Below are 12,214 nucleotides of genomic sequence, written 5' to 3' on the forward strand. Positions count from 1 at the left end.
TGGCGGCTCGCGCCCGCGAACGTCAGGCCGTTTCGCGCTCGTCTGCCCGCGCGTCGCGCCGCACCGCCTGCGGCGGCACGCCGAAACCGCGCACGAACGCGTCGCGCAGGTGGCGCCGGTCGCGAAAACCGTTCTCCTTCGCGATCACGTCGAGCGAGTGCCGGCTCTGCTCGATCATCAGCCGCGCGGCCTCGAGACGCAGCCGCTCGATCGCCTTCGCCGGCGACTGCCCGGTTTCCAGCGTGAACACGCGGCTGAACTGGCGCGGACTCAGGTGGACGGCGTCAGCCAGCTCCTCGACGGTCAGCGCGCGGCCGAGGTTCTGCCGCGCGTAGTTCAGCGCGTTCTGGATCCGGTCCGATTTCGGCGCGAGCTCCAGCATTTCGGAATGCTGCGACTGCCCGCCCGAGCGGCGCTGGTGCATCACGAGCTTGCGCGCGACCGAGCGCGCGGCGTCCGCGCCGAGATCCTTCTCCACCATCGCGAGCGTCAGGTCGAGGCCGGCCGTCATCCCGGCCGACGTCCAGATCGGGCCGTCGACGATGTAGATCCGGTCCTCCTCGACACGAATGTCCGGAAAGTGCTTCTGCATCTCGCGGCCGTACGCCCAGTGCGTCGTCGCGCGGCGCTGCGCGAGCAGCCCGGCCTCGGCGAGCACGAACGCGCCCGTGCAGATGCCGGCGACCCGCCGCGCGCGCGCGGTCGCGCGCCGCAGGAACGCGACGACGCCGGCCGGCGCCGGCGATGCGAGCGGATCGTTGACGCCCGCGACGATCCACGTATCGACGTCGACCCGGCCGCTGAGCGCGCGCGTCGCGACCGACAACCCGAGCGACGAGCGCACGTCGCCACCCTCGACGGAATAGTTGTCCATCACGTAGAACGGTTCGCCCGCGGCCAGGTTCGCGTACTCGAACACCGACTGCGTGGCGAGCGCCATGATCTGGAAGCCGTCGCTGATCAGAAAGCCGATGCGGTGCATGCGTGTCTCCGGTGGCGGGCGGCACGATCGGCACCCGATGTCCTGAATCATACCCATCTACGTCATTTGTGTCGCGGCGATTCGAGGCCAGAATGCCTTCACGCACTCACCCTTTCCTCGACACGGAGCGACATCATGACTGAAGCACATCGCGGTACCGCCGTCATCACCGGCGCATCGTCCGGCATCGGCGCGATCTATGCGGACCGCCTCGCGCGCCGCGGCTACGACCTGATCCTCGTCGCGCGCAACCGCGACCGGCTGGCCGCGCTCGCCGAGCGCATCACGAACGAAACGCAGCGCAGCGTCGAGATCGTCGGCGCCGACCTCAACGACCGCGCGGCGCTCGCCGCCGTCGAAGCGAAGCTGAAGCAGGACGCGAGCATCACGCTGCTCGTCAACAACGCGGGCGTCGGCACGCACACGCCGCTGCTCGACAGCGACGTCGACGCGATGACGCGGCTGCTCGACCTGAACGTGACCGCGCTCACGCGCCTGACCTATGCAGCCGTGCCCGGCTTCGTCGCGCGCGGCCGCGGTGCCGTGATCAACATCTCGTCGATCGTCGCGCTGTCGCCGGAAACGCTCAATGGCGTCTATGGCGGCAGCAAGGCATTCGTGCTCGCGTTCAGCCAGTCGCTGCATCACGAACTCGCGGACCACGGCGTGCAGGTGCAGGCCGTGCTGCCCGGCGCGACGGCCACCGACTTCTGGCAGACCGGCGGCCTGCCGATCGAACACCTGCCGAAGGAGATCGTGATGTCGGCGTCCGACCTGGTCGACGCGGCGCTGGTCGGCTTCGACCGCCGCGAGCTCGTGACGATTCCGTCGCTGCACGCGGCCGACGAATGGGATGCGTTCGAGGCCGCGCGCCGCACGATGGCGCCGCATCTGTCGACCGATTCGCCGGCGCCGCGCTATGCGGCCGCCCGCTGAGGCGCATCGTCATGAAACTCGACGGCAACACCATCCTCATCACCGGCGGCACGTCCGGGATCGGCCGTGCGCTGGCGATCGCGCTCGACGAGCTGGGCAACAAGGTCGTCGTCGCCGGCCGGCGCACGAAGCTGCTCGACGAGATCGCGCGGCAGTATCCGAACATCGACACGATCGAGCTCGACGTCGGCGATGCCGCGCAGATCCGCGCGGTCGCGGCGCGGTTGATCGACCGCTACCCGGCGCTGAACGTCGTGATCAACAACGCGGGCATCATGCCGTTCGACGATGCGGCCGGGCCGCTCGACGACGAACAGGCCGTGCGCCTCGTCGAGACGAACCTGCTCGGCCCCGTGCGCGTCAGCGCGGCGTTCGTCGAACACCTGAAGCGGCAGCCGGACGCGACGATCATCAACAACAGCTCGGTGCTCGCGTACGTGCCGCTCGCGTCGGCCGCGCTGTATTCGGCGACGAAGGCCGCGATCCATTCGTACACGCTGTCGCAGCGTTTCATGCTGCGCGACACGAGCGTGCGCGTGCTGGAAATCGCGCCACCGTGGGTCGACACCGATCTCGTGCACAAGAGCGGCGATCCGCGCGCGATGCCGGTCGATGCGTTCGTCGCCGAGACGCTGGCGCTCCTCGAGACCGCCACCACCGAAGTCGTCGTCGAAGCGGCGAAGCCGTTGCGCGACAATGCCGGGCCGAACGAGCACGCGTTCGTCGACGAGTTCAACCGCTTCGTTGTCGACAACCCGATTCCCGTCGCGTGACGTCGCGCAGCGCAATCCTGCGCACGCATTGATCTGCCGAAAGGCGCCGGCTTCCGCACGATCGGACTGCGAAGCCGGCGCTTGCCGGTTTGCCCGCGCATTCATTCAGGACCTGAAGCGGCCCTTCTCTGCGCTGCTTCTCTGCGCTGCTTCTCTGCGCTGCTTCTCTGCGCTGCTTCTCTACGCTGCTTCTCTACGCTGCTTCTCTACGCTGCTTCTCTACGCTGCTTCTCTGCGACCCGAACTCGCCGCCCACCCACCCGGTTTCGCCCTTGCTTGCCACGCATTCCTCGCGACGATAAGCTCTACGATCTCAGCCTCCGAAGCAGCGCCCTCCGGCATTCGTCCGATCATCGGCGCAATCGACCGTCGCGGATTTCGACCATGCGGTTCCGTATGTTCACCACCGGGACCGGCGACACGCCCGGCTCCTGTCGCGCTCCCGCCGACGATCGACCGGCGCTTGCGCCGTTGCCCGAACTCGACACCGTGTGCCGTCTCGCCCGCGCGCATTTCGGCACGGCGGGTGCGTTCATCGCGTCCGCCGAAGCCGGCGTGCAGCGCGTGGCGGCGTCCGACGGCACGCTGCCCGCCACGCTTCCTGCCATGCGTTTCCCGTCGCGTGCCGAGCCCGCTCCGGCGGCCGGCCGACGCTTCATCACGCCCGCCGGGGGCGACCTCCCGAATGACGCGCCGCACGTCGTCGCGGCCTGCGAGCTGGTCGCGCCCGACGGCAGCGCGCTGGGCGCACTATGCGTCGCCGGCAGCACCGGCCTGACGCTCGACGCCGCGCAGCGCGCTTTCCTGCACGACCTGGCGACACTGGCGGAACGCGCGATCGGCCGCGCGAACGCGCAAGCCGCGCTGCGCGAACGGCTCGGCGTCGTCGAGGAACACAGCGCGCTGACCACGCTGGCGCTGAACGAAAGCGGCACCGGCGTGTGGGATCGCAACGTCGAAACCGGCGAGATCCATTACTCGGCAGCCTGGAAGGCGCTGCTCGGATATGCGCCCGATGAACTGACGAGCCGGATCGAGGATGCATACGAACGGCTGCACCCGGACGACGTCGCCGGCGTGAAAGCCGCGATGCTCGCGCACTTCGAAAGCCGGACCGACAGCTATGCGGTCGAACACCGCATCCGCTGCAAGAACGGCACGTACAAATGGATCTGCAGCCGCGGCAAGGTCATCGCCCGCGACAACCACGGGCGCGCGCTGCGCATGGTCGGCACGACCACGGACATCACCGCGCTGCGCGAACTCGCCGGCCGGTTGAGCGACTCCGTCACGCTCGTGACGAGCCTGACCGACCAGGTGCCGGGCCTCGTGTTCCAGCTGCGGCAGACCGCCGACGGCCGCCGGTTCTTTTCGTACGCGAGCGCGGGCGCACGCGACATCTACGAACTGACGCCCGAGCAGATCGCCCGCGACGCGGATGCGGTCGAAACCCGGATTCATCCTGCCGACCTGGTTGCCTACCGTCAGTCGCTGCGAGTGTCGGCGGAGCGCCTGGCGCCGTGGCGGCTCGAATACCGCGTGCTGCTGCCGGACCAGGGAATGCGCTGGCGCGAAGGCGACGCGCGCCCGCAACGCACGCCGGACGGCGGCACGGTCTGGCATGGCTTCATCACGGATGCGACCGAGCGCAAGCACATCGAGACCGAACTGCACCGGATGGCGACGACCGATCACCTGACCCAGCTGTCCAACCGCCACGCGTTCATGCGGCATAGCGAAGCCGCGTTGCGCGGCGTGCGCGCGACCGGCCAGGACGCCGCGGTGCTGATGCTCGACCTCGATCACTTCAAGGCGCTGAACGACCGCTGGGGCCATCCGCTCGGCGATCGCGCGCTCCGGCATTTCGCGCGGCTGCTGCTCGCGGAGATCGGGACGGACGGCATCGTCGGGCGCATCGGCGGCGAGGAATTCGCGATCGTGCTGCCGCACACCGGGATCGACGCGGCGTGCGCGCTCGCACTGCGCGTGCAGCAGCGCGTGGCCGATTCGCGGCTCGTGCACGAGGATCAGCCGCTCGTGCTGACCGTCAGCATCGGCATCGACGCGATGCGGACGTCCGACTTCGGCGCGTACCAGGCGCTGTCGCGGGCCGACAAGGCGCTGTATGTCGCGAAGGAGCGCGGCCGCAACCGGATCGAGGTGTATCGGGCCTAGCGCGCGTTCCCGCCGACGACGGGCTTGCGCCCGTCCTGGCCGCCCACCCCGTCGTACGCGCGCCGCGCCGACACATCACGCGATCAACGCGACACGGGCGCCGCGTCGCGCGAGGTCGCGCGCACACCGAGCAGCATCGCGACCGCGCACGCGGCCAGCAATCCCGCGATCATCAGCATCGCCGCATCCATGCTGCCGGTACGGGTGCGGATCACCCCGACGATCCACGGCGTGATCATCCCGCTCGATACGCCGATGCTGCTGATCAGCGCGATCCCGCCCGCCGCGCCGGCGCCCGAGAAATACGCGGACGGCACGGCCCAGAACACCGGGTGCGCGGCGAAGATCAGCATCGCCGCGATCGACAGCAGCGCCATCATCGCGACGATGCTCGGCAAGTGCAGCGTCAGCAACGCGAGCGCCACCGCGCCGCCGAATGCGCACGCGGCGAAGTGCCGGCGACGCTCGCGCTTGCGGTCGGAGCGCCGTGCGATCGCGATCAGGCCGGCCGCGCCGATCGCGTTCGGCACGATCGACAGCAGGCTGATGTGCACGACGTCGTGAATGCCGAATTCGCGAATCATCAGCGGCATCCAGAACAGCAGCATCAACAGCGCCGTCGTCAGCGAAAAATAGATGAATGCGAACAGCCAGGTGCGCGGCGCGGCGAGCACCTGCCGCAGCGACGACGCCGCATGCGCGGGCGCCTCCGCCCGGTCGGCGGCCAGGTCGGCCGCGAGCCGCTGGCGGTCGTCGTCGGACAGCCAGCGCGCCTGTTCGGGGCGGTCGCACAGCCAGAACCACGCGATCACGCCGAGCAGGATCGCGGGCGCGCCCTCGATCGCGAACATCCACTGCCAGCCGTGCAGCCCGAGCACGCCCGACATCGCGCGCATCAGCCAGCCCGACAGCAGCCCGCCGACCATCCCGGCCACCGCGACGCCCGCATAGAAGATCGACAGCACCGACGCGCGCCGGCGCGCCGGATACCAGTAGGTCAGGTAGAACACGACGCCCGGGAAGAAGCCGGCCTCGAACAGCCCGAGCAGGAAGCGCAGCACGTAGAAGTGCTTCGCGCTGTCGACCGTGATCATCGCAACCGACACCGCGCCCCACAGGACCATGATCCGCGCGAACGTGCGGCGCGCGCCGAAGCGGCGCAGCAGCGCGTTGCTCGGCACCTCGAACAGCACGTAGCCGACGAAGAACAGCACCGCGCCGAGGCTGTACATCGCATCGGTCAGGCCGAGATCCTGCCGCATCTGCAGCTGCGCGAAGCCGATGTTGCTGCGGTCGAGGATCGACACGATGTAGCAGATGAACAGGAACGGCACGATCCGCGCGCCGATACGGCGGTACAGCGCGTCGTGGTCCGACGCCGGCGCACGGGAACCGGACGCAACCGCCGGCCCGGCGTCCGCTTGAAGGGGGGCTGACATCGATCGTCTCCTCGATGGATGCGGATACGGTGCGGACAGGAAATGCAGCGCCGGTCGCCGCCGCTCGCCGGCAGCGACCGGCCGCGATTCAGGCGCGGCGTGCGGGTTCGCCCTTCACGCCGAGCATCAGCGCGGCGCCGCTCAGCGCGAGCAGCGCGGCCAGCAGGTACACGGCGAGATCCATGCTGCCGGTGCGCGTGCGGATCAGCCCGATCACCCACGGGCTGACGATGCCGCTCGTGATCCCGATGCTGCTGATCAGCGCGATCCCGGCCGCGGCCGCGTTGCCGGACAGGTAGCGGGTCGGCACGGCCCAGAAGATCGGCAGCGCGGCGAAGATCAGCGTCGCCGCGATCGACAGGCACGCGAGCATCGCCGCGAAGCTGTGCAGGTGCAGCGTCAGCGCCGCGAGTGCCAGGCCGCCGCCGATCGTGCAGCACGCGAAGTGCTTGCGGCGCTCGCCGGTGCGGTCGGAATGGCGGGCGATCAGGATCAGCCCGACCGCGCCGACCGCGTTCGGCACGACCGTGTAGAGGCTCACCGACACGACGTCGGTCACGCCGAAATCGCGGATCATCAGCGGCATCCAGAAGTTGAGCGTCAGCGATGCGCAGGTCAGCGAGAAGTAGATGAACGCGAACAGGTAGACGCGCGGGTTCGCGAGCGCGGCGACCAGGCTGCGTTTGTCGTGCGCACTGTGCGCACCATGCGCACCGCCATCGCTGCACAGCGCGGCGACGCGCGCCTTTTCGTCGGACGTGAGCCACGCTGCGTCCTGCGGCCGGTCGACCAGGTACGTGAACGCGAAGCATGCGAGCACGATCGCCGGCGCGCCTTCGATCGCGAACATCCATTGCCAGCCGTGCAGCCCGAGCACGCCGCTCATGTCGCGCATGATCCAGCCCGACATCAGGCCGCCGAGCACCCCCGCCACCGCGACACCCGCGAAGAACACCGAGATCGCCGCCGCGCGGCGGTTCGCCGGGAACCAGTAGGTCAGGTACAGCACGATGCCGGGAAAGAAGCCGGCCTCGAACACGCCGAGCAGGAAGCGCAGCACGTAGAAATGCGACGGCTGCGACACGAACATCATCGCGGTCGACGCGATGCCCCACAGCAGCATGATCCGCGTGAACGTGCGGCGCGCGCCGAAGCGCGCGAGCAGCAGGTTGCTCGGCACCTCGCAGAACACGTAGCCGACGTAGAACACCGCGGCGCCGAGGCCGTACATCGCATCGCTGAAGCCGAGGTCGTGCTTCATCTGCAACTGCGCGAAGCCGATGTTGATGCGGTCGAGGAACGACACGACGTAGCAGAGGAACAGGAACGGCACGATCCGCCACGCGATCTTGCGGAACAGCAGCGCGTCGCCGGCAGCGGACGCCGGCGCGGATTCACAGGCGGAAGCCGACGCCGCGGCACTCGCGTGCGCGATCGTCGCTTCGGCGGGAAGCGATTGGGGCATGTCTCTCTCCAAACGGGCCGCGCGATTCGGGCGCGCAGCAGTCTCCGCGAGCGTACATGCGCCCGGCTTTCTTGTGAGAACGGAAGTCGGCTCCCTGAACCGCCGCGCGATGCGGCCGCCGCTCAGGCGCCGTCAGGAACGCGGCGCGGCGCCCGCCCGGACGCCCCGCCGCGGTGACCCGCTCAGTCCTGCAGCGCGTCCCACATTTCCTTGTCGCGCTGCGCGGTCCAGATGCGCGGATGCGTGATGCCGCTCGCCTCGTCGTACGCGCGCGACACGTCGAACGGCAGACAGTGCTCGTAGATGAACACGTGGCCGAACTTCGGATCCATCGCTTCGCGCGTGAGCGCCATCGACGCCTTCAGGTCGAGCTTGCGCTCGACGGCCTTGCGGCCCTGCGCGAGCAGCGTCGTCACGAAGTCCTTCGTGTAGTCGAGGCCCTTGTTCACTTCGGCCGGATTCAGCAGCGCGGGGCCGCGGCCCGGCACGAGCTTTTCCGCGCCGAGCGCGCGCAGCGCCTCGAGCGTGGCCGGCCACTGTTCGAGCTGGGCGTCGCCGCAATAGCAGGCCGCGTCGTACTCGACCAGGTCGCCCGAGAACAGCACCTTCTGCGACGGCAGCCAGACGATCGTGTCGCCCTTCGTGTGGCCCGAGCCGACGTGCATGATCTTCACCTCGAGCTTGCCGAGGAACAGCGTGATCTCGCGCTCGAACACGAGCGTCGGCCAGGTCAGGCCCGGCACCGTCTCGACGCCCGCGAACAGCCGCGGGAAGCGCTCGATCTCCGACTTCATGTCGGCCTCGCCGCGCTCGACGATCATTTCGTAGGTGCCGCGGCTCGCGATCACGTGCTGCGCGCCTTCGTCGAAATACGCGGACGCGCCGAGCACGCGCACCGCGTGGTAATGCGACAGCACGACGTGCTTGATCGGCTTGTCGGTCACGCTGCGGATCTTCGCGATCAGGTCCTGCGCCATCGCGGGCGTCGCGGTCGTGTCGACGATCAGCACGCTGTCGTCGCCGATGATCACGCCCGAGTTCGGGTCGCCTTCGGCGGTATAGGCGTACGCGTTCTCGGACAGCTGCGTCCAGGTGACTTTCTTCTCTTCCAGATCGGCTTGGGAGGCGAATGCTTTGGCCATGTTGCGTTCCGTGGCTGCGAGCCATGTGTTGAGGGGAATGAGCGGATCATCTTCCCGCGCCGATTATTTGTCAATGACAAAGTCGCTTGCTATTGTTTAATACGGGTAAACCTGCGGGCTGGCGCGTCAAATGGCGTCGGATACCATGCGGGGTTTCGTCAATGGAAGAATCATCGCGTGCAGAACCACGAAGTCAGCGCAGACGACGCGCCACCCAAGGCGCAGCGCGGGATCCAGAGCGTCGAGGTCGGCGGCCGGCTGCTCGACGCGCTCGCGCGCCGGCGCAAGCCGCTCGGGCTGTCGGAGCTGGCGGCCGCGGCCGACCTGTCGACCGCGCAGGCGCACACCTATCTCGTCAGCCTGACGCGGCTCGCGCTCGTGAAGCGCGACGCGCTCACCGGCAACTACGAGCCGGGGCCGCTGTCGCTGCGGCTCGGGCTGATGTCGATCGAGCGCCAGCCGGCCTATCGCGCGGCGCTGCCGCACGCGGCGCGGCTCGCGGAAGCGGTCGGCCTGAGCGTCGCGCTGTCGGTGCCGGGCGCGCTCGGGCCCACGATCGTGCGCATCGAGCACGGCGGCTATCCGCTGCACGTGAACCTGCACGTCGGATCCGTCATGTCGCTCGACACGACGGCGACCGGCCGGGTGTTCCGCGCGTTCGGCGACCCCGCCCAGCTCGACGCGATGGCGGCCAGCCAGGCCGGCGCCGGCGCCACGCTCGCCGGCGCGGAAGGCGACCAGCCCCCGTCCGACGCCCGCGCGTGGCAGGCCGAACTCGACGCGATCCGTGCGCGCGGGATCGAGCGCGGCGTGGATCGGCCGAGCCCCGGCGTCAGCGCGATGTGCGTGCCAGTGCTGGACGCGGACGGCCGCCTGCAACTCGCGTTGACGGTGATCGGTTCGAGCGGCTCCATCGATGTCGGCTGGGACGGCCCGATCGCGACGGCGCTGCGCGATGCGGCGCGGCAAGCCACCGCGGCGCTCGACGCGGGACGCGACGCACCGCCGGTCGCGCCGGGCATGCCGCCGGCCACGCAGCGCATGCCGCCCGCGCTCGCCGACGACACGAAGGCGCAGCGCGGCATCAACGCGCTCGACAGCACGGGCGAGTTGCTGCTCGCGCTCGTCTCGGCGGGCCGTGCGCTGCCGTTGCGCGATCTCGCGGCAGCCGCCGGCATGCCGGCCGCGAAGGCGTTTCCGCACCTCGTGAGCCTGCAGAAGATCGGCCTGCTGAGCCGCGACGACGCGGGCTGCTTCGGCGGCGGGCCGCTCGCGCAGGCGCTCGGCCTGATCGCGATGCAGCGCGTGTCGCCGACGCGCGATGCGGAAGCCGAAATCGTCGCGCTGGCGGCCGCGACCGACCTGAGCGTGGCCGCGGCGACGCTCGGGCCGCTCGGGCCGACCGTGATCCGTCTCGAGGAATCGGCGCGGCCGCAGCACGTGAGCCTTCAGGTCGGCACGGTGATGTCGCTCGTGAATACGGCGATCGGGCGGATTTTCGCGGCCGGCATGTCCGACGACGTGCTGGCCGGCCTGCTGGCCGACGAGCCGGTGCGCCTCGCAGGCCGCGCGACGCAGGTCGACGACGCGTTCCGCGCGCGGCTCGCGACGATCCGCGCGGACGAACTCGATTTCGCATTCGATGCGCCGGTGCCGGGCATCGGGACGATCGCCGCGCCCGTGTTCGATCACACCGGCAGCATCCGGCTCGTGATTGCGATCATCGGCTCGTCGCGCGGCTTCCCGCGCGGGCCGCACAGCGAACTCGCGCATACGCTGCTCGCCGCGGCGCGCCGCCTGTCGTGGCGCTTCGGGTGGATCGGCGGGTAATCGCCGCCCCGCTGCCGCGCCCGTTCTCGTCGCCCCGCTTTCCGTTTTCGCCCGTCAATGCGAGGCCGCGCTCGCCGCGGTCTCGTCACGCCTGCCCGCCACGCAGAAGGTGGCGCAGCTCATGTTGCGCGGCAGCAACATAAATTGTCAGTAATTCTCATATAACGAAATCGCATTTCACAAGACGGTGACGTTTCTTTATGATTAGGGTTATCCCTAACTCGCCACCTACATGGGGCTTCGTCATGCAAACGTCTAATGTCTCCGATCGTTCCACCCAATCCGCTGGCTGGCTCGCACGTGTCGGCGAGCTGCTTGCAGAAGCATGGGCACTGCACCTCGAGAACTGCGCAGTCATCGCTGAAGCGCACGCACGCCTGCCGCGCTGAGCGCGGCGCCCGGCCGCCAGCCGGCCACGCGCTATCTCCATCCGTCTGATGCGCCTTGCGGGGACGCGCGCCGAAAGGCCGCCGCGTCCGGCACGAGGCGCCGGACGGAAGTCGCAAAAAAAGGGCGCATACCCTCGATGGCATGGTGCTCACGCGCTGTGAGCACGGTCGCAGCGATGTCGATACGCGGATGCCGGTCCCGACGAACTTGTCGGCACGGTGTTGATCGCAGCTTCCCGGAATGTCCGGCCGCTGCGTAGCCGATGCATGCCCGCTGCGCGCCACGCGCCGGGCCTGGCCGTCACGGAAGATTCATCCGTTTTCCCGCCGCGCGGGCACGGCCTGCCGGTATCCGGCTCCGGGCCGCGCGCAACGGGCGCGACAGCCCGCTTCCCACCCTTCTCCAGCACCGCCGCGAACCGCGTCGTCACGACGCCGCGCGGCGCGTCGCCCCCGTCTTCACACCTGAATCGACGGCACGTCTTTCATGCACCGCAGCGCGAACATCGAGCGGCTGTGGCGAATGCTCGAAATCCTGTACAGCTTCTCGCGCAGGAAGCGTTCGTAGCCGGCCGTGCCGTCCACCGCGACCTTGATCCAGTAGTCGTATTCGCCCGATACGAGGTAGGCCTCGAGCACTTCGGGCAGTGCCGCGAGTTCGGCGCCGAAACGCGCGAGCGCATCGTCCTCGTGGCGATCGAGGGTGACTTCGAGGATCACGATGTCCGCGTAGCCGAGCATGCGCTGGTTGACCAGCGCGACGTAGCCGTCGATGTAACCGTCGAGTTCGAGCTGCCGCGTGCGGTTCCAGCAGGCGGTGGTCGACATGCCGATCTGTTCGGCCAGTTCGGCGTTCGACAGGCGCGCATTTTTTTGCAGTGCACCGAGGATCTTGCGGTCCTGGTTGTCGAGGGTTTTCGGCGTGCGTTCGCGGATAGCCATGACAGGAAGAATCTTCTACAGAAAATCCGCATTCTATCCGAACAGGCTTCCGGTTTCGGGTGCGTTTTACTGGAAAACAGGAAGCCTTTTAACCGGCCGGCTTGATACATTTTCTCCATGCCTGGTGTCCGGCACGCTCCC

Annotated in this window: 9 protein-coding genes; 4 read left to right on the forward strand and 5 right to left on the reverse strand. The window is 68.9% G+C overall.

All coding sequences use genetic code 11. The annotated features are described in order from the left end of the window. Positions 1-22: 22 nt before the first annotated feature. On the reverse strand, positions 23-982 hold the full coding sequence (locus DID98_RS00980) for a GlxA family transcriptional regulator (RefSeq protein WP_124519621.1): 960 nt from the start codon (positions 980-982) through the stop codon (positions 23-25). 135 nt (positions 983-1,117) lie between these two features. Between DID98_RS00980 and DID98_RS00985 the strand changes: the two genes are divergently transcribed. The 3 genes from DID98_RS00985 to DID98_RS00995 all read left to right on the forward strand — a co-directional run bounded on the left by DID98_RS00985 (position 1,118) and on the right by DID98_RS00995 (position 4,866). After that, positions 1,118-1,918 carry an SDR family oxidoreductase gene (locus tag DID98_RS00985; protein WP_124519623.1) on the forward strand — a complete coding sequence of 267 codons (801 nt, stop codon included), beginning with the start codon at positions 1,118-1,120 and terminating at the stop codon, positions 1,916-1,918. Between the two features lie 11 nt (positions 1,919-1,929). After that, positions 1,930-2,691, forward strand: a complete 762-nt coding sequence (locus DID98_RS00990; protein ID WP_124519625.1) for an SDR family oxidoreductase — start codon at positions 1,930-1,932, stop codon at positions 2,689-2,691. A gap of 384 nt (positions 2,692-3,075) precedes the next feature. After that, positions 3,076-4,866 (forward strand): sensor domain-containing diguanylate cyclase, encoded by a 1,791-nt coding sequence (locus DID98_RS00995; RefSeq protein ID WP_124519627.1) that lies wholly within the window; start codon positions 3,076-3,078, stop codon positions 4,864-4,866. A gap of 83 nt (positions 4,867-4,949) precedes the next feature. Here DID98_RS00995 and DID98_RS01000 read toward each other — a convergent pair whose 3' ends face one another. From DID98_RS01000 to DID98_RS01010, 3 genes are all read right to left on the reverse strand, one after another. Next, the gene (locus DID98_RS01000) at positions 4,950-6,305 is read right to left on the reverse strand and encodes an MFS transporter (RefSeq protein WP_124519629.1); all 1,356 of its coding nucleotides are present in this window, start codon (positions 6,303-6,305) and stop codon (positions 4,950-4,952) included. Positions 6,306-6,393: 88 nt separating this feature from the next. Continuing rightward, the gene (locus DID98_RS01005) at positions 6,394-7,770 is read right to left on the reverse strand and encodes an MFS transporter (RefSeq protein WP_124519631.1); all 1,377 of its coding nucleotides are present in this window, start codon (positions 7,768-7,770) and stop codon (positions 6,394-6,396) included. 182 nt (positions 7,771-7,952) lie between these two features. Beyond that, positions 7,953-8,912, reverse strand: coding sequence for an MBL fold metallo-hydrolase (locus DID98_RS01010; RefSeq protein WP_044843030.1), 960 nt, complete (start codon positions 8,910-8,912; stop codon positions 7,953-7,955). A gap of 177 nt (positions 8,913-9,089) precedes the next feature. On the opposite strand from DID98_RS01010, the gene DID98_RS01015 reads away from it, so the two are divergent. Beyond that, a complete protein-coding gene (locus tag DID98_RS01015) occupies positions 9,090-10,742 on the forward strand; it encodes an IclR family transcriptional regulator (RefSeq protein WP_124519516.1) in 1,653 nt (550 codons plus the stop codon). An 848-nt stretch (positions 10,743-11,590) separates the two neighbouring features. Here the strand turns inward: DID98_RS01015 and DID98_RS01025 are convergent. Next, entirely contained in the window at positions 11,591-12,073 is a 483-nt protein-coding gene (locus DID98_RS01025) for an Lrp/AsnC family transcriptional regulator (protein ID WP_124519633.1), read from the reverse strand. Positions 12,074-12,214: the final 141 nt, after the last annotated feature.

Source organism: Burkholderia sp. Bp8984 (genome assembly GCF_003853755.1).
Taxonomy (GTDB): Bacteria; Pseudomonadota; Gammaproteobacteria; order Burkholderiales; family Burkholderiaceae; genus Burkholderia.